The following is a 23,462-nucleotide window of genomic DNA, read 5'->3' as shown; positions in this document are numbered from 1 at the left end:
GTTGTGTGGGTGGTCGCCCCGCTCCGGCGGGCGTCGGTCCCCCTGTGGCAGGGTCGCGCACCGGTTCGGGGCAGCGACTCATTCTTCCACGGGCTCGCGCGTCCGCCCAAATCGGCCCGAGGGCTCCCGCTCCCAGCCCAGGGCGGCGAGCGTCGCCCTGTCGTGGCGGTCGAACGCGTCCGGGTCACCGTCCTCGATCAGTTCCGGGCGGTTGGCGCTGGTGCGGGCGAGAGCCTGGTCGCGGCGCCAGCGGGCGATCTTTCCGTGGTGGCCGCTGAGCAGCACCTCGGGAACGTCACGGTCGCGCCACCGGGGCGGCTTGGTGTACACCGGCCCCTCCAGGAGCCCCGCCATCGGTCCGGGGGCGAAGGAGTCGTCCTGGTGGGACGCGGCGTTGCCCAGGACGCCGGGCAGCAGTCGGGCGACGGCCTCAACCATCACCAGCACGGGCGCCTCACCGCCTGCCAGCACGTAGTCCCCCACCGAGACCTCGCGGACCTCGAGGCGGCTGCCGTACTCCTCGACGACCCGGCGGTCGATGCCCTCGTAGCGGGCGGGGGTGAACACCACCCAGGGCGCGGCGGCGAGTTCGACGGCGACGCGCTGGGTGAAGGGCCGGCCGCTCGGTGTGGGGACGACCAGCACGGGCGGGTCGGTGTCCGGAGGTCCGGAGGCGAGGACGTCGTCGAGTGCCTCGCCCCAGGGCTCGGGCTTCATCACCATGCCCGGACCGCCGCCGTAGGGGGTGTCGTCGACGGTGTGGTGGCGGTCGTGCGTCCAGTCCCGCAGGTCGTGCACCCGTACGTCCAGGACGCCCGCGGTGCGGGCCTTGCCGACGAGGGAGAGGTTCAGCGGTTCCAGGTACTCCGGGAAGATCGTGACGACGTCGACCCTCATGGGAGGCCGCCTTCCTCCTCCAGCAGGCCCGGGGGCGGATCGACCACGATCCGCTGGGCAGCGAGGTCGATCTCGGGCACGATCTCGGTGACGAACGGGATGAGGGCCTCGCCGCCGTCGGGCCGCCGCACCACCAGGAGGTCCTGCGCCGGAAGGTGCGCCACCTCCTCGACGCGGCCGACGGCGTGCCCGTCGCGGGTGAGGACGTCCAGGTCCACCAACTGGTGGTCGTAGAACTCCTCCGGGTCCTCCGGGCGCTCCTCGGGGTCCACCTCGGCGACGAGCAGCGTGTTGCGCAGCGCCTCGGCGGCGGTGCGGTCCGTCACTCCCGCGAAGCGCAGCAGGAGCCGACCGCTGTGGACGCGGCCGCTCTCGATGGTGAGCGGCCCGACCGACGGCGGGTCGGTCGCGAGACGCGCCCCCGGCGCAAGCCGGAGTTCCGGCTCGTCGGTGCGGACCTCCACGGTGACCTCGCCGCGGATCCCGTGGGCGCGGCCGACGCGCGCGACTACGAGCTGCACGGTGTCTGTGTTCCCCTTCGACGTCGCTTCTTCGTGCTCCGGCAGCCGCCGGAACGCGGCAGCGGCCGGGAACGACGGCCGAAGCCCGTTCCCGGCCGCTGCCGGTGGTGCGGTGTCGCCCTCAGCGGATCTCGTCCACGTCGACGAAGTCGACGCGGACACCGCGGCCGCCGAGTGCTCCCACGACGGTCCGGAGCGCGCGAGCGGTGCGACCGCTGCGGCCGATCACCTTGCCGAGATCCTCGGGGTGCACCCGGGCCTCGAGCACGCGCCCGCGGCGCAGGTTGCGCGAGGCGACCTGCACTTCCTCGGGGTGGTCGACGATGCCCTTCACGAGATGCTCGAGGGCCTCCTCGAGCATCCTCAGGCCTCGGTCGACTCGGAGGCGGCCTCGGCGGAGTCGGCCTTGGCCTCGTCCGCCTTCTTCTCGCCCTTGTCGGACTTCTTGGCCTTGGGGGTGATGGCCTCACCCTTGGGCTCGTCCGCGGATTCCTTCGCGGCGGCCTCGAAGAGGGCCTTCCGGTCGGCCTTCGGCTCGGCGACCTTCATCGGCTCCGGGGCCGGCAGGCCCTTGAACTTCTGCCAGTCGCCGGTGACCTTCAGGATGGCCTGGACCGGCTCGGTCGGCTGCGCGCCGACGCCCAGCCAGTACTGGACGCGCTCGGAGTCGACCTCGATGCGCGAGGGGTTCTGCACCGGGTGGTACAGACCGATTTCCTCGATGGCCCGGCCGTCACGGCGGGTGCGCGAGTCGGCAACGATGATGCGGTAGTGCGGCGAACGGATCTTGCCCAGTCGCTTCAGCTTGATCTTGACTGCCACGGGTGTGGTGTCTCCTGGTCTTGACGTGGTGGGACACCGCGGTACGTCCACGTGGGGTTGTGGTGTCCGGATGTCCGACGGACGCGTCAGCCGGAGGAGAGAGGGGTCCTTGACGGCTGCCGAGTACAGCGGACCATGATGCCACATCGGGCTCCGCGGGCCGAACCCGGGGGCCTCGGGCCATGAGCCGGACACCCGTGCAGGTCCGCCGGGAACCGCCGACGCCCCCGCGCGCATGCAGCACCGACCCGGGCGCCGACGCCGGCCGGCGTGACGACGCCCGAGTGGGCCGGCCTGCTCAGCCGGCGACCGCCATCGACCCCTGGGACACCTCGTCCGGGATCCGGAAGGGCTTGCCGCAGGCGCCGCACATGATGGGTGCCTGCGCCAGCACGGAGGGGACGACCCGGACGTTGCGCCCGCACTCGCAGACCGCCTTCACCCGCACGCCTCCACCGGATGAGCCGTGCCGCGCGGCGGGGCCGCGGAAACTGCGTCCTCCTTCCGTGGTGGTGGCGGCGTTGTGTGCCGCCACGGCGCGCTGGAGACGTTCCGCCGTGGAGCGGTAGCGGCGGCGCGTCGCCGGGGTGAGGGTCACCAGCGAGAAGCCGCTGCTCGGGTGCGGCTCCTCGGAGTGCTCCAGCCCCAACTCCTCGGCAATCGCGAGGAATCGTCGGTTGTGGTAGCGGCCTGCCCGCGAGGTGTCACGGACGCCGCGCGACGCGGCGATTCCGTGCACGGCCTCGTGGAGCAGCCGTTCGAAGGAGAGCTCGGCGCCGCAGGCGGACGAGGACTCTCCGATCAGCGATTCGGGCGCGGCCAGGTCGGGCAGCTCGGGGTGGTGCCGCTGGATGTCGGCCCACGCGGCTGCCAGTTCGGCGGCGAGGACAGGTGGTGTCGTGCTCACGTCGTGATGAACGAGCGAAGGGGGCCTGGTGTTCCGATTGGGTGCCATCCTAGTTTTTTTGCACGTACCGGTCAGTTCACTCCGATGGGCGCGAACGAGGTCGTAAGCGCCGATTCGCGGAGGGGTCGCGCACTCATCGCATCGGGGGACGTACCGCGGATTCGGTACTGCTCCGGCGACGCGAGGAGGGAACGTGCACTCCCCGGCGTCCGCTACGACGCACGCGCGGACGGACCGGTTCCCGGATGCCGGGGCCGCAGGGCCCGATTAGCATGACGTCGCGCCGGTCCTCGCACCGAGCGAGGGCACGCTGCGGCGCATGCTACGGCGGAGCACGGCGATGCCGGGCGCCGGGGGGCCTTACGACGACGGAACGACAGCGGAGCGAGGCCCGAATGACACCCACGCTCGTCCCCCACCAGCCGCAGCGCGCCCGCGACTGGGCCGAGATCCAGGAGCGGATGCTCGTCCCGCTCTACGAGGCCGTCCACGACCGGCTGGAGGTGGGGCCGCAGACGCACCTCCTCGACCTCGGATGCGGCTCGGGGCTGGCGCTGCTGCTCGCCGCGGCACGAGGAGCGACGGTCACCGGGGTGGAAGCGGACGGGACGCGGCTGGCTCTCGCACGGGAGCGCCTGAGCCCGGGGCCCGGCGGCGGACGACCCGGGTGGAACGTCACTCTGCTCCGCGCGCGCCCCGAGGACGTGCCGCTGCACGCTCCCCGACCGACCGTGGTCACCGCCTTCGACCGGCTGCCCGGTCCCGGAGCCCTGGCGGGCCTCGCCGCGTCGCTCGACCGGGGAACACCGGTGGTGCTCGCGGGCTGGGGCCCGCCCGAACGGTGCGCGGCGGCCTCGGTGCTGCGGGTGGCGGCCAGGATCGCCGAGTCGCCGCCCGACGGCCTCTCGCCCGTCTTGGCTCCCGGCAGCTGGCAGCAGGGCGGCCGCGACGACCTGGAGGTCCTCGCCCGCACCGCCGGCCTGCGACTGGACGGTTCGGGCCGCGTGTCCTGCCCCTTCGGGTACGCCGACCCGGACAGCGCGGTACGCGGGCTGCTGTCGACCGGACTCTACGACGCGGCCCTCCGCGATGCCGACGAGGAACGGGTGCGCGAGGAGATCAACGACGCCCTCGCGCCCCACCGCCGGGGCGACGGGACGGTGTGGATGCCGAACCTGTTCCGCTACGTCGTCGCACGGGTCTGACGACGGGGCGGTGGCGGTCAGGCGGGCGTGGGCCACTCCTCGGCCGTGAGCGCGAACCGCTCGTGGTCGCGCCAGGCCCCCTCCAGGAAGAGCATCCGCGGGGAGAACCCCTCGTGGCGGAACCCGAGCCGTCGGGCCATGGCCAGCGACCGCGTGTTCCCGGGCTGCACGTTGATCTCCAGCCGGTGCAGCCCGAGGCCCTCGCCCCCCGCGGCGAAACAGTGGTCCAGGATGAGCCGCATGCCTTCGGTCATGCGCCCGGTCCCCGCGTGGGGCAGGAAGCTGTCGTAGCCGAGTGAGGCGTTGCGGAAGCGGCCCCGCACGATGTTGGCGACGTTCACCCGCCCGACGAGGCCGTCGTCCTGACGGTCGAGGACGAGGAACGTTCGCAGCACCGGTCCCTGACGGCGGAGAAGGTCGGGAAGACCGTCCGGTTCCACCGGGTTCCACGGCCTGAGGTGCTCCGCCGAACGGACGACGGCCTCGCTGTAGGCCTGCTCGTCCTCGGGTAGCGGAGGGCGGATGTAGACACGCATGCGTCACATCATCCCCCGTGCGCCCCGCTTCCCGTGCGCGTCACGAGGGCGGGAGCATGTCCTTGAACTCCTGCGGGAGTTCGAAGTCACCGGCGTCCTTGCCCGCCCCCGGCAGCCCGAACGCCCCGCCCTGGCCGCCCTCGGCACGCCGCTGCGCCGCCGCCTGCTCCTGCTGCTTGCGCTTCATCGGGTTGCCCGACTGGCGCTTCCCCTTCGCCTTCTTCGGCTGCTTGCCCTTCTTCTTCGAGCCGCCGCCCATGCCCGGCATCCCCGGCATGCCCGGCATGCCGCCGCCCTGAGCCATCTTGGACATCATCTTGCGCGCCTCGAAGAAACGCTCGACGAGGTTCTTCACCGCGCTCACGTCCACGCCGGAACCGCGCGCGATACGGGCCCGCCGGGAGCCGTTGATGATCGTCGGCTCCGCGCGCTCGCCCGGCGTCATGGACTTGATGATGGCCGCGGTGCGGTCGACCTCGCGCTCGTCCAGGTCGTTGATCTGGTCCTTCATCTGGCCCATGCCGGGCATCATGCCGAGCAGCTTGGAGATCGAGCCCATCTTGCGGACCTGCTCCATCTGCGCCAGGAAGTCGTCGAGGGTGAACTCCTTCGGCCCCTTCGCCAGCTTGGCCGCCATCTTCTCGGCCTCTTGCTGGCTGAAGGTCTGCTCGGCCTTCTCGATGAGGGTCAGCATGTCGCCCATGCCGAGGATGCGGGACGCCATGCGGTCCGGATGGAACGCGTCGAAGTCGTCCAGCTTCTCGCCGTTGGAGGCGAACATGATCTGCTTGCCGGTGACCTGCGCCACCGACAGGGCGGCACCACCGCGGGCGTCGCCGTCCAGCTTGGAGAGCACCACACCGTCGAAGCCGACGCCCTCCTGGAAGGCCTCGGCGGTGGTGACCGCGTCCTGGCCGATCATGGCGTCGACGACGAACAGCACCTCGTCGGGGCTGACGGCGTCCCGAATGTCGGCCGCCTGGCGCATCAGTTCCTCGTCGATGCCGAGACGTCCGGCGGTGTCGACGACGACCACGTCGTGCTGCTTGTCCCGCGCGTGGGCGACGGAGTCCTCCGCGACCTTCACCGGATCCCCGACGCCGTTGCCCGGCTCGGGCGCGAAGACCGCCACGCCGGCGCGCTCGGCGACCACGGAGAGCTGGTTGACGGCGTTGGGCCGCTGGAGGTCGCAGGCGACCAGCATCGGCGTGTGGCCCTGTGCCTTGAGCCACCGGCCGAGCTTGCCGGCGAGCGTCGTCTTGCCCGCTCCCTGCAGGCCGGCGAGCATGATCACCGTCGGGGGGTTCTTGGCGAACCGGAGCCGACGGGTGTCGCCGCCGAGAATGCCGACGAGCTCCTCGTTGACGATCTTGACGACCTGCTGTGCGGGGTTCAGCGCCTGGGAGACCTCGGCGCCGAGAGCACGCTCCTTGACCTGCTTGATGAACGCCCTGACGACGGGAAGCGCGACATCCGCCTCCAGCAGGGCGATGCGGATCTCGCGTGCCGTGGCGTCGATGTCCGCCTCGGAGAGACGTCCCTTGCCCCGGAGGTTCTTGAAGGTCGCTGCGAGGCGATCGGAGAGAGTGTCGAACACGGCGGTCGCGGATCCTTCGCGTCGGATGTGGTGCGGTGGTCGACCCCCAAGGGTATCCGCCCCCACGGGCAGCGGTCAGGTGCCCTGGTCGACCCGCCCCTCGTGCTCCCGGTCCGTCAGCGCCCGCGCGACCCGCCGGGCGAGGTCGGCGGCGTCCCCGTCGGGCAGCGGCGCGCCCACGCCGTCGGTGACGTAGAAGGCGTCGACCGCGTCCGCACCGAGCGTGCCGACATGGGCGCTGCGCACGCGGGCGCCCGTCCGCTCCAGGGCACGCCCCACCCGGTGGAGCAGTCCCGGCGCGTCCTGCGCCCGGACCTCGATCACGGTGGCCCGGGACGAGCCCGCGTGCGCCACGGCGACCTGCGGCGGAGCGGCCATGGCATCACGCCGGGGCGTGCGGTAGGCGGCCTCGCGCTCCGCCAGCCGGGCCGGAAGGTCCAGGCCACCGTCGAGCGCGCGCACCAGATCCGCACGGAGCCGCTCCGCCGAGGGCGGGTCGCCGTACTCGGCAGCCACGCTCCAGTCGAGCACCAGCACCGCGGAGCCGCCTGCCTCCCCCACCGTCCGCCGGTCGTGCGCTCCGTCGAGCAGGTGCACGGCGGCCGAGCGGACGGTGAGGCGGTGCAGCGCCAGGACCCCCGCCACCGTGGACAGTGCGTGCTGCCGGTCCGGGAGCGCGACCAGCAGGCGTGCACCGTGACGTCCCCTGTCGAGTGCCAGCGCCGGGCCGCCGGTGCGGACGGCCTCCGCCGCGACGTCCCGGCTCCGCGCGTCGGCCCCGTCCGGGTCGGGCGGTTCGGGTGCTGCCTCGCCCCCCAGCACGGCGGAGACCCTTTCCACCAGGTCGGACACCAGGTGGGCGCGCCAGGCGGACCACGCGGCCGGCCCGGTGGCGAGGGCGTCCGCCTCGGTCAGGGCGTGCAGCAGATCCAGCGTCCCCTTCCGGCCGACCGCGGCGGCGACGGTCCGCAGCGTGGCGGGATCGTCGAGATTCCGCCGGGTCGCGGTCTCCGCCAGGAGCAGGTGATGGCGGACGAGCGTCCCGATCACCTCCGTGTCCGCAGCGCAGAACCCCATGCGTGCGGCGATCCCCCGGGCGGCCGCCGCGCCGGCGACCGAGTGGTCGCCCGGTCGGCCCTTGCCGATGTCGTGGAGCAGCGCGGCGACGAGCAGCAGGTCCGGACGGCGCACCCGGCGGGTCAGTGCGGCCGCCTGCGCGGCGGTCTCGCACAGGTGACGGTCCACGGTCCAGCGGTGCACCGGGTTGCGCTGCGGACGGCACCTGACGTGTTCCCACTCCGGGAGCAGCGAGGTGACGAGACCCGCAGCGTCGAGCGATTCCCAGATGCGCACGGCGGGCCGTCCGGCGCCGAGAAGCGAGACGAGTTCGCGGCGCGCCCGGCCCGGCCACGGGGAGGGGAGCGCGGCCGTGGAGCGGGCGAGGCGGCGCAGCGCCGACGGGTTGAGCGGCAGGCCCGCGCGCGCGGCGGCGGCCGCGGCGCGCAGCGGCAGTACCGGGTCGTCCTCGGGGCGGGCGGTGCGGGCCAGCGATGCCTCGCCGTCGTACGCGACGACACCGTCGGCAAGCGGGGTCCGGGGCCCGCCTCCGGCCGCGGAACGGCGCGCCGTGCGGCGACCGGGCAGCACGTTCCGGACGGCGTGGGCGGACCTCGCTCTCAGGATGCGGGAGACGTCCCGCCAGGTGCTGTCGGAGGCGTACCCGATGGTGTGGGCGGCCTCGTAGACATGGCGCAGCAGCGCGTCCGCGTCGGGAAGGCCCAGTGCGGCGGCCGTCCTGGGCTGGTCCTGGAGGAGCAGCCGGTCGGCGGAGCGGCCGGTGGCGAGGTGGAGTGCGTCGCGCACGTCGAGGAGGGCGGTGCGGGCCTGCGCGAGGCCCCGACGGGGGGCGTCGGTGAGCCAGGACGCGGCGACGGCACGCAGGGCCGTCGCGTCGCGGAGTCCGCCCCGCGCTTCCTTGAGATCGCCCTCCAGGAGGAAGCGCAGCTCGCCATGGCGGTCGCCCCGTGCGTGCACGAGGTCGAGGAGTTCGGGGAGCCGTCGGGGGGCGTGGGCGCGCCAGTCCGCGAGGGCGGTGGAGTGCAGGCGTCGGGTGAGCTCCGGGTCTCCGGCGAGGTGCCGGGCGTCGAGGAGCCCGAGCTGGACGCGGAGGTCCCGCGCTGCGGCGTTGCGGGCCTCGGTCGGAGTGCGTACCGAATGGTCGAGCGGTACCCCGGCGTCCCAGACGGGGTACCAGAGGCGGTCGGCGAGTGCGGCGACCCGGGCTGCCGGTGCGCCGTCGTGGAGCAGCAGCAGGTCGAGGTCGCTGCCCGGGGAGAGTTCGCGGCGTCCGTATCCGCCGAGGGCGACCAGAGCGGTGCCGGGCTCCGGCTGCCGGTCGTGGAGGGCGGCGAGCCAGTGGTCGGTGTCGGTGGCGAGGGTCCTGCGGCGGGCGGGGCCTGCGGGGACGGCGCCGCCGAGAACGGCCCGGCGGCGTGCGGCGTACCGCGCGGACGGGTCCGAGGGGGCCGAGGAGCCGGCGGCGGGCGGCTGCGATCCGGGCTCGGCCCCCGGGGCAACCCCGGACCCGCGGCCCCGTCCCCGTGATGTCGGGGCGGGGCCGGTCGCGACGCCTCGGCGTCCGGGCGCGGAGGGCACTACAGGGCGTCCGGTCCGCGTTCGCCGGTGCGGACACGGACGGCGGTGTCCACGGGCACGGTCCACACCTTGCCGTCGCCGATCGTCCCGGTGCGGGCCGCCTTGACGACCACCTCGACCAGCTGCTCGGCGTCGTTGTCCTCGACGAGGACCTCGACGCGCACCTTGGGCACGAGGTCCACCGTGTACTCGGCGCCGCGGTAGACCTCGGTGTGGCCGCGCTGACGGCCGTACCCGCTGGCCTCGGTGACGGTCAGTCCGTGGATGCCGAAGGTCTGGAGGGCGTCCTTGACCTCGTCGAGGCAGTGCGGCTTGATGACAGCGGTGATGAGTTTCACGCGTCCACCTTCTTGTTCTTCGTGTTCTGCGAGGTCGTGGCGGCCGGTGCCGAGGTGCCGGCGCCGCGGCCGGTCACCCCGCCGCGTGCGGCGGCCGTGGCGCCCACGGCGCTGAAGTCGTACGCGGTCTCCGCGTGGAACGCCTGGTCGACGCCGGTCCGTTCCTCGTCCTCCCCGGCCCGGAAGCCGATGGTCGACTGGATCAGCTTCGCCAGCAGCCACGACACCACGAAGGAGAACGCCATGACGGAGAAGGCGCCGACGGCCTGCTTGCCGAACTGCCCCGGGCCGCCGAGGCCCCCGACGGCGAGGAAGCCGACGAGGAGGGTTCCGATGACGCCGCCGACGAGGTGGACTCCGACCACGTCGAGCGAGTCGTCGTAGCCGAGGCGGTACTTGAGGCTGACGGCGGCGGAGCACACCGCGCCCGCGACGAGACCGATGAGGACGGCGCCCAGCGCGCTGACGTCAGCTCCGGCGGGGGTGATGGCGACGAGGCCGGCGACGGCACCGGAGGCCGCGCCCAGTGTGGTGAAGGCGCCGTGCCGGATCCGCTCGTACACCAGCCACCCGAGCATGGCGGCCCCCGTGGCGACCTGGGTGTTGAGGGCCATGGTGGCGGCGGTGCCGTCCGCGGCGAGCGCCGATCCGGCGTTGAAGCCGAACCAGCCGAACCACAGCAGGGCCGCGCCGAGCATGACCAGGGGAAGGCTGTGGGGGCGCATCGCTTCCTTGCGGAAGCCGATGCGGCGGCCGACGACCAGCACGGCGGCGAGCGCCCCGATGCCCGCGTTGATGTGGACGGCGGTGCCGCCGGCGAAGTCGATGACTTCCAGTTCGTACAGCCAACCGCCCTCGGCCCAGACCCAGTGGGCGACCGGGAAGTAGACCAGGGTCGCCCAGAGCGCCACGAACAGCGTCCAGGCCCCGAACTTCACGCGGTCGGCGAGCGCGCCGCTGATCAGTGCGGGTGTGAGGACGGCGAACATGAGCTGGAAGAGGACGAAGGCGAACACGGGGATGCCCTCGTTCCCGCCGGTGAGGGTGTCCACCGAGATGCCCCGCAGTCCGAGGTGCTCCAGCCCGCCGATGACGCCGCCGTGGTCGGTGCCGAAGGTGAGCGAGTAGCCGTAGAGCACCCACAGCACACTCACGACGCCGAGCGAGACGAACGACATCATCAGCATGTTCAGCGTGCTCTTGACCCTGACCATGCCTCCGTAGAAGAAGGCGAGGCCGGGCGTCATCACCATGACCAGCGCTGCGCTGATCAAAACGAATGCGGTATCCGCGCCGTTCACTGTGGGTGTCTCCTTGCGCCGGGGCCGGGTGGGGACGCATGTCCCAGGGCCTCAGAGTCCCGTGGGCGCGTTTCGACCGGCGCCGTGCGCTGTTTCGCGGTCGTGACGAACCGGCCTGCCGTGTTACGCGCAGGTGAATCGGGGGTTCCGGCACGGGGCCGGCCGCGACGCCACCCGTGGTGACCTGGCGGGGGAGCCTGGTCGGGCAGTCCGGGGCGGCGTCGCGGCCGGTGTCGGTGGCGGCGGCTCAACCGGCCGCCGCGGCGCCTCCCTGCGGGAGTTCTCCGGCGAGTCGTTCGGCGAGCCGCGCCACTTCCGGGACCTGCCCGAACTCGCGCGAGGCCGTCGCGCTGGTCTTGCGGAGGCGGTTGTTGACGCGCTCGGACCGGAGCCGGCGGGCGACGTCCACCGCCTCGCCCGCCCTGGAGGCGCACCGTTCCGGGTCCCGCTGGAGGAGGTGCACGCTCGCCAGCCCGATGAGGTTCAGGGCGTAGCTGCGCTGATGGCCGCCGCCCTGTCCGGTCTCCTGGCCGAACAGCTCGACGGCTCGCTGCATGGCGGGTTCGGCGAGGGAGACGTAGGTGGGGCTGCGGTCCGAGGAGTAGGCGAGGTCGCGGTAGGAGTGCGCGATCTCCGCCTGGAGTTCCGCCTCGGAGAAGAAGCGGATCCAGTCGGGTTCGGCGCAGGACCGCTCCCGGTCCTCGTAGGTCTCCTCGGCCATCCGGACGGCCCGGCGGCACTTGCCGGGCTGCCCCAGGTTCGCGTAGGCGCGGGCCTCGACCGCGTGGAGCATGGCCTGGGTGCGGGCGGTGGCGCCGTCCCTGCTGCCGTACTGGGCGAGGTGGACGAGTTCGAGCGCGTCCCCGGGGCGTCCGAGGTGGATCATCTGCCGGCCCATGTTGGAGAGGATGTAGGAGCCGAGCGGCCGGTCGCCCGCCTCCTTCGCGGCGTGCAGGGCGAGGACGAAGTACTTCTGCGCGGTGGGTTGCATCCCGGTGTCGTACGTCATCCAGCCCGCCAGTTCGGCGAGTTCCGCCGCCACCCGGAAGAGGCGGGCGGTGATGCGGGCCGGGTGCTGCTGTTCCTGGAGGAGTTCGGTGACCTCGTGCAGCTGGCCGACCACGGCCTTGCGGCGCAGCCCGCCGCCGCACTGGGCGTCCCATCTGCGGAACATGACCGTGGTCTGCTCCAGCAGTTCCAGTTCCGGTTCGGACAGCGGAGGGCGCCGGACGCCGTCGCTTCCGGGGCCGCGCGTCTGCGCGGGAACGGGCAGCACGGCGGCGCCGGAACCGCCGGGGGCCGGACCGCCGGACGGCCCCGCGCCGGAGGGGCTCGGGGGGCCCGGGGTGGGGCCGCCGGGTGCCGGCACGAGCCAGCGCTGCAGGGGCTCGACGAGCGCAGGACCGGCCGCCATGGCGAGGGAGGGGCCGAGGAAGCCCCGGCGCCCCAGCATGAGGTCGCTGCGTGAGAACTCGCTGATCAGCTGGATCGTCTCCGGTCCCGCCCACGGGAGGTCGACGCCGGAGGCGGTGGGCGTGCGGCGCGCCGGCCGCAGGCCGAGCTCCTCCACCGGGACCGCGCAGCCGAACCGCTCGGAGAACAGCTCGGAGAGGATGCGCGGGATCGGCTCCCGTGGCTGCTCGCCGTCGAGCCAGCGCCGCACCCGGGAGGTGTCGGTGCTGACGTGGGGCGCACCGATCTGCCGGGCACGCCGGTTCACCTGGCGCGCCAGCTCGCCCTTCGACCAGCCGCTGCGTACGAACCACGAGCCGAGCTGCTCGTTCGGGCGCTTCTCCGCGCCGCCGGAACCGCCACCGTCGCCGGTCACGTGTCACGCCCCCATCCGGCTCGGCGACGGCCGGCGTCGGATCGCGTCCGGTTCGTGCTGTCGCTGAGCGATGTCACCGTCATGTGCACCGAAAGTAATCCTACGATCACCGTCACGCGAGGGCGAGAGCGGAAACGCCACCATTCGCCACCCCTTCGAATGAACCCTCTGCACGGCACACACGGTTGACTTGACGAGGAGACAGTTCCGTAACGCCCCGCCCCGGAACCGCACTCCCGTCGCTCTCCGCCCGCCGGACGTGACCGGCGGTCGTAACCCTCGGCACCCGGCACCCGTTGGAGGAAGCGTGATGTCACCCTCGCGTCGGCACGCGGGGACACCGCACCGGTTCCCGCACCCGAACGTGCCGCACCGGCCGGAATCTGCGGTTCGGGCGGGCGGTGCGGCTCTCTCGGGAGCAAGGATCCGATTCTCCCACCGGCCGCGTCCGGTGGACCCTCGAAAGAAGGTCTGATGGGCTTCTCGATCGGCGTACTCGGCAGTGGTCTGCGGGAGAGGCGCGGGGCGCGGGACCTGCGCCCCGGCGCGCGGCGCCGCAGCCGGACCCCCGAAGGAACGGCAGTGGCGGAGTACACGGGCCTGTGGGGCTGGGACGTCGCACCGGGGGCACGGGTCGTGCGCTCCGGTGGACGGACACGATGCTCGTGCGGCACGGCGGCCTGCCCGACGCCGGGAGCCCATCCGTTGCCGGGCGGAGCCCGGGTGCCGGCCGGAGCCGCGCTGGACGAGGCGTGCCGCGCGTGGGCCCGGACGCCGGGGGCGACGATGCTTCTGCCGGCCGGACGGCACTTCGACGTCCTGGAGGTCTCCGAGCAGTCCGGCCGGCGTGCGCTGGCCCGACTGGAACGGATGGGGCTGCCTCTCGGACCGGTCGCGGCCGCGCCGCACGGACGCTGCTGGTTCCTCGTCGCACCGGGGGCCGCCGACGCGATGCCGGCGCTGCTGTACCGGACGGGCTGGGACGACACCGGGCTGGACCTGCGGTGCCTCGGCGCCGGGGCCCACATCACCGCGCCGCCCTCGGACCATGCAGGTCTGGGCCCGGTGCGCTGGGTTCGCCCTCCGGGCCTCGGGCAGGCACCGGTCCTGCCCGAGGCGCGTCTGCTGCTGGGCACGCTCGCCTACGTCAGCCACCGCTCGGCCGCCCTCAGGCTGCCGAGCGGCGGCTGACGCGCCGGTCCTGCTCGCTACTCGCCGATCAGGGCGTCGACGAACGCCTCCGCCTCGAAGGGTGCGAGGTCGTCGGCCCCCTCACCGAGGCCGACGAGCTTCACGGGCACCCCGAGCTCCCGCTGTACGGACACCACGATGCCGCCCTTGGCCGTGCCGTCGAGCTTGGTGAGCACAATGCCGGTGATGTCGACGACCTCGGCGAAGACCCGGGCCTGCACCAGACCGTTCTGACCGGTCGTCGCGTCGAGGACGAGCAGTACCTCGTCGACGGGGCCGTGCTTCTCCACGACCCGCTTGACCTTGCCCAGTTCGTCCATGAGGCCGGTCTTGGTGTGGAGGCGCCCCGCGGTGTCGACGAGCACGGCGTCCGCACCCTCGTCGGTGCCCTCCTTGACGGCGTCGAAGGCGACGGACGCGGGGTCGCCGCCCTCGGGTCCGCGGACAGTGCGGGCTCCGACGCGTTCGCCCCAGGTCTGGAGCTGGTCGGCGGCGGCCGCGCGGAAGGTGTCGGCCGCACCGAGTACGACGGACTTGCCGTCCGCGACGAGGACGCGTCCGAGCTTGCCGGTGGTCGTGGTCTTGCCGGTGCCGTTGACACCCACCACGAGCACCACGCCCGGCCGGTCGGTGCCGCCCCGCGTCTCGGTGTGGACGGTGCGGTCCTCGTCGGGGCCGACGAGTGTCAGCAGCTCCTCGCGCAGCAGGCCGCGCAGCTCCTCCGGCGTGCGGGTGCCGAGCACCTTCACCCGCTCCCGCAGTCGTTCCACGAGTTCCTGGGTGGGCGCCACGCCGACGTCCGCCGTGAGCAGGGTGTCCTCGATCTCCTCCCAGGTGTCCTCGTCGAGGTGCTCGCGGGAGAGCAGCGTGAGGAGGCCCTTGCCCAGCGCGTTCTGCGAGCGGGACAGCCGGGAACGCAGCCGTACCAGGCGTCCGGCCGTGGGCTCCGGGGTCTCCAGCTCCGGAGCGGTGGCGGCCTCCGCCGCCTCGACGGGGGGCGCCTCGTCCTCGGCGTGCTCGGGGAGCCCGACCTCCTCGATGGTCCTGCGCGGCTCCTCGAGCGCGGTCTCGGCGTCCTCGCCGATGTGCGGCTCCGCGGGCGGAGCGGTGGGGGCGGCGGACTCCCGTGGTCCGGCGGTCTTCTTCTTCCGGCCGGTGACCACGAGCCCGGCGGTCGCGAGGAGCGCGAGCACGACGATCACGGCGGCCAGGATGACGATGTCCATCGCTGCCTTTCTTCACACGGGAGGACCGGTCGGTGCCGGTGACGGGATTCCGGCCAAGTATTCCAGAACGTGCCGGAAAGCCTGCCGCCCCGGCTCGGGGATGAACCGGGGCAGCAGGCGTGCGAGGAACGGGCGGCGGGGCTTCAGCCCATCTCCTCCAACGCCTTGCCCTTCGTCTCCGGCACCCACTTGAGGATGAAGGGGATCGAGAGCAGGGCGAAGACCGTGTAGATCAGGTAGGCACCGGCCAGGTTCCAGTCGGACAGGCTGGGGAAGCTGACGGTGATCAGCCAGTTGGCCACCCACTGGGCGGCTGCGGCGACGCCGAGGGCGGCGGCCCGGATGCGACTGGGGAACATCTCCCCCAGCAGGACCCAGACCACCACGCCCCACGAGAGGGCGAAGAACAGCACGAAGGCGTGCGCGGCGACGAGCGCCACGGTGCCCTGCAGGTCGGGCAGGGTGATGTTGTCGCCGGCACCGGACTTGGCGGAGAACGCCCAGGCCGCGAGGCCGAGCGAGGCGGCCATGCCCACGGAGCCGACGAGGGCCAGCGGCTTGCGGCCCACGCGGTCGACCAGCAGGACGGCGATCGCGGTGCCGACGATGTTGATGATCGAGGTGGTGAAGCTGTAGAAGAACGAGCTCGAGGGGTCGATGCCGACCGACTGCCACAGCGAGGCGCTGTAGTAGAAGATCACGTTGATGCCGACCAGCTGCTGGAAGACGGAGAGCCCGATGCCGACCCAGACGATCGGCAGCAGCCCGAAGCGGCCGCCGAGCAGGTCGCGCAGCGTGGGCTTGCGCTCGCTGCGCATGGACTCCTGGATCTCCGTGATGCGCGGCTCCAGGTGGGGCCCCTCCCCCTCGACGCGCGCGAGGACACCGCGTGCGTCGGCCGTGCGTCCGGCAGCGATCAGGTAGCGGGGGGACTCGGGTATGACGAAGGTCAGCAGGCCGTAGACGACGGCAGGGACCACCATGATCCCCAGCATCCACTGCCAGGCCTCCAGGCCCGCGATCTCTCCGCGCTGGTCACCGCCGGCGAGGTCGAGGATGCCGAAGTTCACCAGCTGCGAGACGGCGATGCCGATGACGATGGCGGCCTGCTGGAACGAGGCGAGACGCCCGCGATAGGCGGGCGGTGCCACCTCGGCGATGTAGGCCGGGGCCACCACGGAGGCCATGCCGATGGCCACGCCGCCCAGCACACGCCACACGGCGAGGTCCCACAGGGCGAAGGGCACCGCCGAGCCGACGGCGCTGGCGGTGAAGAGCACAGCGGCACACTGCATGACGCGGATGCGGCCGAGCCGGTCGGCCAATCGGCCGGCGGTGGCCGCGCCGATGGCGCACCCGATGAGAGCCGCGGCGATCACCTGTGCCAGCAGCTCCGAGCCGACGGCGTAGCGCTCCTGGATCGCGACCACGGCTCCGTTGATCACGGAGCTGTCGTAGCCGAACAGGAAACCGCCCATCGCCGCCGCCGCGGCGATGAAGACGACATGACTCAGGTGCCGTGGGCGCGCTGTGTCAGCGCCGGCGGACACCGTGGGGGTGCTGGTCACGGAGTTCTCCATTTGAACGTGAGAGCGGCTCCGCAGAGACTATGTCTTCATTACTCGAAGTCAAGGGTGGGTTACACCACAGTGAATCCCCTCTTTCGCACAAGCTCGCTTCATCCTGTGAAGAACATACGCACAGGGCGTGCCCCGGACTTCACGCCAGCCGCTGACTGATCACCTTGGAGACGCCGTCGCCCTGCATCGACACGCCGTACAGCGCGTCCGCGACCTCCATCGTCCGCTTCTGGTGAGTGATCACGATGAGCTGCGAACTGTCCTTCAGCTCCTCCATGATCCGGATCAGCCGCTGCAGGTTGGTGTCGTCCAGCGCGGCCTCGACCTCGTCCATCACGTAGAACGGGCTCGGCCGGGCCTTGAAGATGGACACCAGCAGCGCCACGGCGGTCAGCGAGCGCTCGCCGCCGGACAGCAGCGAGAGCCGCTTCACCTTCTTCCCCGGCGGTCGGGCCTCCACATCCACGCCCGTGGTGAGCATGTCCTCCGGGTCGGTGAGCACCAGTCGCCCCTCACCACCGGGGAAGAGCCGGGAGAAGACGCCCTCGAACTCGCGGGCGGTGTCGTGGTACGCCTCCGTGAAGACCTTCTCGACCCTCTCGTCGACCTCCCTGACGACCTGGAGGAGGTCCGCCCGCGTCTTCCTGAGGTCCTCCAGCTGTTCGCTGAGGAAGCGGTGGCGCTCCTCCAGTGCCGCGTACTCCTCCAGCGCCAGCGGGTTGATCCTCCCCAGTCTGTTGTAGGCCCGCTCCGCCGCCTTGAGACGCTTCTCCTGCTCCGCCCTGACGAACGGCACCGGCTGGTTCCTGGGGTGTTCCGGATCCTCGGGCAGCTCCTCGCCCTCGGCCGGCGGGGACGGCGGCACCATCCGGTCGGGCCCGTAGTCCGCGACCAACCCGGCGGGCTCGACTCCCAGCTCCTCCAGCGCCCGTGTCTCCAGCTGCTCGATGCGCATCCGCTTCTCGGCTCCGAGCACCTCGCCCCGGTGGACCGAGTCCGTGAGCTTGTCGTGCTCCTCCTTCAGCTCGCGGCCCCGGTTCCGCTCGGCGACGAGAGTCTGCTCGCGTTCCGCCTTCACCTGCTCGGCGCGGTCCTTCTCCTGACGGGCGTGCTCCAGCGAGACCTCGACGTGGGCCAGCAACTGCCGCGCCCCGGAGGCCACCGCTGCCGCGACCTCCGCCTCATGCTGTGCCCGGGCGCGTCGCGCCTCGGCGCGAACTCGGGCCTCCCGTTCGGCCCGCGCCGCCCGCAGGAGGGAGTCGGCACGTCCCGCCAGCCCCTTGACGCGCTCCTCGTGCGTGCGGACCTGGAGCCGGGCCTCCATCTCGGTCTGGCGCGCGTTGGCCCCGTCCGCGGCCAACCGGTCGCGGACCGAGGTGTCGGGCTCGTCGTCGTCCTCCTGGGCCTCCTCGGCGACGGCCAGCCGTTCGGCGAGTTCCTCGGCCTCCGCAACGGCCTGCTGCAGGGCCTCCTCCGCACGAGACACCGCAGCAGCCGTACGCTCCGCCTCGTCCGCCGCGGCGCGGGCCTGGCCGGCGAGTGTGCCGAGACGGCCGGCGACCTGCGACTTCTCCCGGTCGGCCGCGCTGCGGCGGCTGCCCAGCTCCTCGAACCGAGCAGCGCACGCCCGGCGTTGCTCGACGGCACGCTCCCGCGCCCGCGCGGTCTGCTCGCAGCGCGCCGTCAGCTCCGCCAGTTCCGCCGCCGCCTCGTCGACCGCGGCCTGCGCCTCCAGCAGGCTGGGCGCTCCCGCGGAACCGCCCTGCGCGAAGTGCGTCCCGAGGGTGTCGCCCTCGGCCGTCACGGCGACAGCTTCCGGGAGGCGGCGCACCAGTCGTTCGGCGTCCTCCAGCGTGTCCACGACGACCACCGCGTGCAGCAGCCGCCGCACAGCCGGCATCACGTCGTCCGGGCCGGTCACCAGTTCCGCCGCGGCCGTTCCCACCGGGAAAACGGGGCCCACCGCATCCCCGGGCACGTCCGCGGAGGGGTCCGCGAGCAGCATCGCCGCCCGGCCCGACTCCTGTTTGCGGAGCAGTCGCAGCGCCTCCGAGGCGGTCGCTCGGTCCGAGACGACCAGCGCGTCGGCAGCGGCGCCCAGGGCAGCAGCGACGGGAATCTCGTAGCCGGAGCGGACGGTGAGGAGTTCCGCGGCCGGCCCGAGCAGTCCGGTGAGGTGCTCGCGAGCGGCGAGGAGTGCCTCGGAACCGTCCTTGCGGCGCAGGCCGAGAGCCAGCGCGTCGTGGCGCGCGGAGGTGGCGGCGTGCTCGCGCTCCGCGTCGGAGGCCGCGTCGCGTGCCGCCCCGGCTGCGGCCTCGGCATCGGCGAGTTCCTCCTTGGCCCGCGTGTGGGCCTCGACCAGCGCCCGGTCGGTGGCGTCCAGCCCGTCGACCTCGGCCCGGAGCGCCTCGTGCTCCTGCTGTGCCGCGGCCGCGCGGCGCTGAGCGTCCTCGTGGGAGGACGAGAGACGTTCGATCTCCGACCGTGCCGAGGCCGCCCTGCTGCGTGCCGCGTTCACCTGTCCGTTGAGGCGTGCGAGACCCTCGCGGCGGTCGGCGATCGCGCGTGCGGCGTCCTTGAGGCGACGTTCCTCGTCGTGCAGCCGCCGCTCCAGCTCGGCGCGGTGCGACACGGTGTCGTCGAGCGCGTTGGAGGCGGCCTCCAGGCCCGCTTCCAGCTCCGCCTCCTGCTCCCGTACGCGCTCCGCCTCGCGCTCCAGGTCCTCCGGGTCCCTGCCGCGCCGCTCCTCCTCCGGCTGCGAGGTGGCGCTCTTGACTCGCGCGTCGGCCAGGCTGACGGTGCCGCGCACACGTTCGGCGAGCCGGGAGAGTTCCTGCCAGGTCTCCTGGGCGCGGTGCAGCCGGGGGGTGAGGGTGCGGACCTCCTGCTCGAGGTCGGCCTCGCGCCTCTCCGCCGCCTTGAGCGCCGCCCAGGCCGTCTCGCGCCGCTCCTTCAGCACCGCCTCGTCGGCGACCTCGGTGCGCAGCGCCTCGCGCAGCCCGACCAGGTCGTCCGCGAGCAGCCGGAGGCGGGCGTCGCGCAGGTCGGCCTGGATGACCTGCGCGCGGCGTGCGACGGCCGCCTGCCGGCCGAGGGGCTTGAGCTGACGGCGCAGTTCCTCGGTGAGGTCCGTCACCCGGGCGAGGTTGGCCTGCATGGCGTCCAGCTTCCGCAGCGCCTTCTCCTTGCGTTTGCGGTGCTTGAGGACTCCCGCGGCCTCCTCGATGAAGGCGCGTCTGCCGGTGGGGTCGGCGTGGAGCACTCCGTCGAGCTGCCCCTGACCGACGATGACGTGCATTTCGCGCCCGATGCCGGAGTCGGAGAGCAGTTCCTGGATGTCCAGGAGCCGGCAGGTGTCGCCGTTGATCTGGTACTCGCTGCCGCCGTTGCGGAACATGATCCGCGTGAGGGTGACTTCGGCGTAGTCGATCGGCAGTGCGCCGTCGGCGTTGTCGATGGTGAGCGAGACCTCGGCGCGGCCCAGCGGCGGCCGCCCGGTGGTGCCGGCGAAGATGACGTCCTCCATCTTGCCGCCGCGCAGCGATTTGGCGCCCTGCTCTCCCATCACCCAGGACAGGGCGTCCACCACGTTGGACTTTCCGGAGCCGTTGGGGCCGACCACGCAGGTGATGCCGGGCTCGAAGCGCAGCGTGGTCGCGGAGGCGAACGACTTGAAGCCCCGCAGTGTCAGGCTCTTGAGGTGCACGCCGAGGGACTCTACCGCCCCGGGTGTCCGCAATGACCGGTCCGCGCCGCGCGGCACGCCCGATCCACCGCCCGGGTTTCGGTGCGCCACCACGAGGGCACATCAGACGGTAAGCGGCGCGGGGACGTACGGTAGTCGGCGGCAGCGCAGGGAGGGAGCGGACACGACGAAGGGACGCCGGAGCGTCCCTTGATTTCTCTCAGCGGTTGGCGTTGCCCGCCCGGCCCGCGGGCCGGAATCAGGTCAGCGCAGGCTCCGCCGAGGATACGTCGATGCCTTCGAGCAGCGAGTCTTCGCGACGTGAAGCGGCGGACAGCGCGTCCTTCTCGGCCTGAACCCTCACGAGCTCGGATTCGAGGTCCTGGACGCGCTGCTGAAGCCGCCGCATCTCGGCGAGGACTCGGGGGTCGGAACCGCCGACGTAACCGAGAAGCGCCTTTGCCATGATGGATGGTCCTCCACACTGAATGACCGACCGGCACGGTGGTGGGTCGTGAGGGAATCGCACCCGCGATGTCTGCTGTGCAGTTGTCGCCTTGCAGCCAGACGTAACCAGGTGCGCGGGGTAATCCCAGAGTCTCACCAAAAACGGGGACGGTCAACACGATCACACTCCGCCACCCGGGGGCCCTTCGTCGGCGGCTCGGCGCGGCCGGGGGCGGCATCCCGGGTGGTCTGCGGAGATCACCTGCTGCCGCAGCCTTGCACGCCGGAACGGAAAAGGCAACCGGTTCCCGGACGGCCGCACCTCACCTGATCTCGAATCCGTCGTACCCCCCGCGGGGGGATCCCCAGATCTCCGTCACGCCCTCCACCTCCCCGGGCGTGTCCCCCGCACGCAACCAGCGCAGCAGCGCCTCGCAGTGTTCGGGTGCCCCCTCGGCGACGACGTGGACCCGCCCGTCGCCCAGATTGACGGCGAAGCCTGCGAGGCGGCCGATGCGCAGGGCCTCCTCCCGGGTGAACCAGCGGAACCCGACGCGCTGCACCCGGCCGCGCACCCATGCCGTCATCCGGACCGCCTCCGCGGTCGTCCCGGTCGTCCCGATCGTCGTCGCCATGCGGGCACGCTACCGGTCGCGCCGCGGCGTGCTCCTGTCGGCCGAACCACAGCGGGCTCCACGGGGATGCCGTACTCTCCCGGACAACGAAATCACCCGAATGGGTGATCATTTCTCTGTCGAGCGATGTGAGGACCGCAGCAGATGGGCCGCCACAGACGCGCCACCACGCCCCCTCCGGCAGCCCACCCGGAGCAGCCTGAGGCCGCGGAGACGCGGCCGGAGAGGGCGCACGGACGGCACCGTGCAGGACCGGCGGCGTCCCCACCGCCGATCCGCACCGGGCTGCTGGGGGCCGCCGCCGCACTCGCCCTGGGCGTGGTCGCGGTGACCTCGGGCCTCGTCCCCGGCATCGGGGACCGTTTCACGCTCTCGAACGACCACGGCCACAAGAGCGTGCAGGCCGGCGGAGCATCGCACGCCGCGCCCCGGGGCGGCTCCTCGGGGCCCAGCGACCGCGCCTCCCGGTCGGCCGCCCGGGAGGATCTGGATCGGCGGGCCGCCCCCTCCGGGACGGGTTCACCGCAGCCGACCGCACCGAGCACCGGGTCGGACCGGCCGACGCCTCCCTCGCCCAGCACACCCGCCTCGAAGAACCCCGACGGTAGCGGGACGGCAGGCCCGACCTCCGGCGGCGAGCGTTCGTCGGACACGCCCCGGACCGACGGCGGGACGACCGGCGCCTCCTCCCGAGCGGGCGGCGGGGAAGACCCCGGAGCGACTGCGGAATCCCGGGTCCTGGACCTGGTGAACGACGAACGGGAACGCGCGGGCTGCGCGCCCGTGAAGGCCGACGGGGAGCTGGCCACGCTGGCGGAGGACCACAGCGAGGACATGGCGGCGCGCGACTACTTCTCCCACACCACACCGGACGGCCGCGATCCGTGGGACCGGGCCGAGCAGGCCGGGATCGACGACCTGGGTGGCGAGAACATCGCCATGGGCCAGCAGGACGCCGCGGCGGTCATGGACTCCTGGATGAACAGCTCCGGCCACCGCAGGAACATCCTGAACTGCGACTTCACGACCCTGGGGGTGGGCGCCCACTTCGGGCAGGGCGGCCCGTGGTGGACCCAGGACTTCGGCTACTGAGGACGGCGGTGACCGGGCCGGTCCTCCGCCGGGACGGCCGGCAGCAGCGCTCAGGCCTGCGCCGGATCGTCCAGCCGACTCCCGGCGGGGCCGGTGCCGCGCGGTGCGCGGAGACGCTGGCACTGCGGGCAGAAGTAGCTCGATCGGTTGGTCCAGGCGCGTCGGCGCATCGGCGTCCCGCAGCGGCGGCAGGGCTCGCCCTCGCGGCCGTAGGCGTCGAGCGACCGCTCGAAGTAGCCGGACTCGCCATTGACGTCGACGTACAGGCTGTCGAAGCTCGTTCCGCCCTCCGCAAGGGCGGCCTGCATCACGTCGCGGACGTGGCCGACGAGCTCCGCCACCGCGGCGGGGCGCAGCGTCGCCGTCGGGCGCTCGTAGTGCAGTCGGGCGCGCCACAGCGCCTCATCGGCGTAGATGTTGCCCACGCCACTGATCAGGGACTGGTCGAGAAGTGCCCGCTTGATTGTCGTACGGCGCCGGCGCAGCGCGTCGGCGAAGGCTGCCTCGTCGAATTCGGGGTCGAGCGGGTCCCGGGCGATGTGGGCGATGACGTCGGGCAGTCCGTCGGTGCTGCCGTCGGCCACCGGGTGGACCGAGAGCCCCCCGAAGGTGCGCTGGTCGACGAAGCGGAGCTCGGTGCCGGTGTCGTCCGCGAACCGCACGCGGACCCGCAGGTGCCGCTCCTCGGGGGCGCCCTCCGGCTGGATCAGCAGCTGCCCGCTCATGCCGAGGTGGGCGAGCACGGCCGAGTCCTCGCCCGCCAGGGGCACCCACAGGTACTTCCCGCGGCGCCGGGCCGCGCCGAGCGTGCGGCCGGTCAGCCGGGCCGCGAAGTCCGCGGCCCCCGCGACGTGCCGCCGCACGGACCGCGGGTGGCGCACCTCGACGGAGTCGACGCGCCGTCCGCCCGCCCACCGGGCCAGGCCGCGCCGGACGACTTCGACCTCGGGCAGCTCCGGCAACGCTTCTCCTCGGATGAACGGCACAGGCGCCGCGGCC

General features: G+C 72.8%; 20 protein-coding genes. 3 read left to right on the top strand and 17 right to left on the bottom strand.

The annotated features are described in order from the left end of the window. Window positions 1-78 precede the first annotated feature (78 nt). The 5 genes from trmD to ACL06G_RS08980 form a co-directional block, all read right to left on the bottom strand. Complete coding sequence (trmD, locus tag ACL06G_RS09000) at window positions 79-897, bottom strand: tRNA (guanosine(37)-N1)-methyltransferase TrmD (protein ID WP_412785177.1); 819 nt, start codon at window positions 895-897, stop codon at window positions 79-81. Continuing rightward, on the bottom strand, window positions 894-1,418 hold the full coding sequence (rimM, locus tag ACL06G_RS08995) for a ribosome maturation factor RimM (RefSeq protein ID WP_412785178.1): 525 nt from the start codon (window positions 1,416-1,418) through the stop codon (window positions 894-896). Before rimM ends, trmD begins: the two co-directional genes overlap by 4 nt. Before the next feature lie 121 nt (window positions 1,419-1,539). Beyond that, entirely contained in the window at window positions 1,540-1,779 is a 240-nt protein-coding gene (locus ACL06G_RS08990; RefSeq protein WP_412785179.1) for an RNA-binding protein, read from the bottom strand. Window positions 1,780-1,781: 2 nt separating this feature from the next. Continuing rightward, window positions 1,782-2,240 carry a 30S ribosomal protein S16 gene (rpsP, locus tag ACL06G_RS08985; protein ID WP_412785180.1) on the bottom strand — a complete coding sequence of 153 codons (459 nt, stop codon included), beginning with the start codon at window positions 2,238-2,240 and terminating at the stop codon, window positions 1,782-1,784. A 298-nt stretch (window positions 2,241-2,538) separates the two neighbouring features. Beyond that, window positions 2,539-3,195: a hypothetical protein gene (locus ACL06G_RS08980; protein ID WP_412785181.1), complete on the bottom strand. Its 657-nt coding sequence runs from the start codon at window positions 3,193-3,195 to the stop codon at window positions 2,539-2,541. A 347-nt stretch (window positions 3,196-3,542) separates the two neighbouring features. Between ACL06G_RS08980 and ACL06G_RS08975 the strand changes: the two genes are divergently transcribed. Continuing rightward, complete coding sequence (locus tag ACL06G_RS08975) at window positions 3,543-4,352, top strand: class I SAM-dependent methyltransferase (protein WP_412785182.1); 810 nt, start codon at window positions 3,543-3,545, stop codon at window positions 4,350-4,352. Window positions 4,353-4,369: 17 nt separating this feature from the next. On the opposite strand, the gene ACL06G_RS08970 is transcribed toward ACL06G_RS08975, so the two are convergent. The 6 genes from ACL06G_RS08970 to ACL06G_RS08945 all read right to left on the bottom strand — a co-directional run bounded on the left by ACL06G_RS08970 (window position 4,370) and on the right by ACL06G_RS08945 (window position 12,607). Then, window positions 4,370-4,888, bottom strand: a complete 519-nt coding sequence (locus ACL06G_RS08970) for a GNAT family N-acetyltransferase (RefSeq protein WP_412785183.1) — start codon at window positions 4,886-4,888, stop codon at window positions 4,370-4,372. A gap of 40 nt (window positions 4,889-4,928) precedes the next feature. After that, complete coding sequence (ffh, locus tag ACL06G_RS08965) at window positions 4,929-6,485, bottom strand: signal recognition particle protein (protein WP_412785184.1); 1,557 nt, start codon at window positions 6,483-6,485, stop codon at window positions 4,929-4,931. Window positions 6,486-6,560: 75 nt separating this feature from the next. Further along, on the bottom strand, window positions 6,561-9,140 hold the full coding sequence (locus tag ACL06G_RS08960) for a [protein-PII] uridylyltransferase (RefSeq protein WP_412835693.1): 2,580 nt from the start codon (window positions 9,138-9,140) through the stop codon (window positions 6,561-6,563). Next, window positions 9,140-9,478 (bottom strand): P-II family nitrogen regulator, encoded by a 339-nt coding sequence (locus ACL06G_RS08955; protein WP_412835692.1) that lies wholly within the window; start codon window positions 9,476-9,478, stop codon window positions 9,140-9,142. The genes ACL06G_RS08960 and ACL06G_RS08955 overlap by 1 nt, the downstream gene beginning before the upstream one ends. Continuing rightward, complete coding sequence (locus ACL06G_RS08950; protein WP_412785187.1) at window positions 9,475-10,779, bottom strand: ammonium transporter; 1,305 nt, start codon at window positions 10,777-10,779, stop codon at window positions 9,475-9,477. The genes ACL06G_RS08955 and ACL06G_RS08950 overlap by 4 nt, the downstream gene beginning before the upstream one ends. Window positions 10,780-11,026: 247 nt before the next feature. Next, a complete protein-coding gene (locus ACL06G_RS08945; RefSeq protein ID WP_412785188.1) occupies window positions 11,027-12,607 on the bottom strand; it encodes an NsdA family TPR-like regulatory protein in 1,581 nt (526 codons plus the stop codon). A 474-nt stretch (window positions 12,608-13,081) separates the two neighbouring features. Between ACL06G_RS08945 and ACL06G_RS08940 the strand changes: the two genes are divergently transcribed. Continuing rightward, on the top strand, window positions 13,082-13,798 hold the full coding sequence (locus ACL06G_RS08940) for a bifunctional DNA primase/polymerase (protein WP_412835691.1): 717 nt from the start codon (window positions 13,082-13,084) through the stop codon (window positions 13,796-13,798). 17 nt (window positions 13,799-13,815) lie between these two features. Here the strand turns inward: ACL06G_RS08940 and ftsY are convergent, their stop codons facing one another. The 5 genes from ftsY to ACL06G_RS08915 form a co-directional block, all read right to left on the bottom strand. Then, window positions 13,816-15,024 (bottom strand): signal recognition particle-docking protein FtsY, encoded by a 1,209-nt coding sequence (gene ftsY, locus ACL06G_RS08935; protein WP_412785190.1) that lies wholly within the window; start codon window positions 15,022-15,024, stop codon window positions 13,816-13,818. 143 nt (window positions 15,025-15,167) lie between these two features. Continuing rightward, window positions 15,168-16,592 (bottom strand): sugar porter family MFS transporter, encoded by a 1,425-nt coding sequence (locus ACL06G_RS08930; protein WP_412785191.1) that lies wholly within the window; start codon window positions 16,590-16,592, stop codon window positions 15,168-15,170. Window positions 16,593-16,743: 151 nt separating this feature from the next. Next, window positions 16,744-20,310 carry a chromosome segregation protein SMC gene (gene smc / locus ACL06G_RS08925; RefSeq protein ID WP_412835690.1) on the bottom strand — a complete coding sequence of 1,189 codons (3,567 nt, stop codon included), beginning with the start codon at window positions 20,308-20,310 and terminating at the stop codon, window positions 16,744-16,746. A gap of 238 nt (window positions 20,311-20,548) precedes the next feature. Then, window positions 20,549-20,755 carry a hypothetical protein gene (locus ACL06G_RS08920; protein WP_412785193.1) on the bottom strand — a complete coding sequence of 69 codons (207 nt, stop codon included), beginning with the start codon at window positions 20,753-20,755 and terminating at the stop codon, window positions 20,549-20,551. Window positions 20,756-21,059: 304 nt separating this feature from the next. After that, entirely contained in the window at window positions 21,060-21,371 is a 312-nt protein-coding gene (locus tag ACL06G_RS08915) for an acylphosphatase (protein WP_412835689.1), read from the bottom strand. Between the two features lie 144 nt (window positions 21,372-21,515). Between ACL06G_RS08915 and ACL06G_RS08910 the strand changes: the two genes are divergently transcribed. Then, window positions 21,516-22,463, top strand: coding sequence for a CAP domain-containing protein (locus tag ACL06G_RS08910; protein ID WP_412835688.1), 948 nt, complete (start codon window positions 21,516-21,518; stop codon window positions 22,461-22,463). A 50-nt stretch (window positions 22,464-22,513) separates the two neighbouring features. Here the strand turns inward: ACL06G_RS08910 and mutM are convergent, their stop codons facing one another. Then, window positions 22,514-23,425, bottom strand: a complete 912-nt coding sequence (gene mutM, locus ACL06G_RS08905; RefSeq protein WP_412785196.1) for a bifunctional DNA-formamidopyrimidine glycosylase/DNA-(apurinic or apyrimidinic site) lyase — start codon at window positions 23,423-23,425, stop codon at window positions 22,514-22,516. Window positions 23,426-23,462 lie beyond the last annotated feature (37 nt).

Source organism: Streptomyces callyspongiae, from assembly GCF_047200695.1.
Classification (GTDB): Bacteria; Actinomycetota; Actinomycetes; order Streptomycetales; family Streptomycetaceae; genus Streptomyces.
Note: the sequence above shows the minus strand (reverse complement) of the source record. Positions and strands in the feature narration are given on the sequence as shown.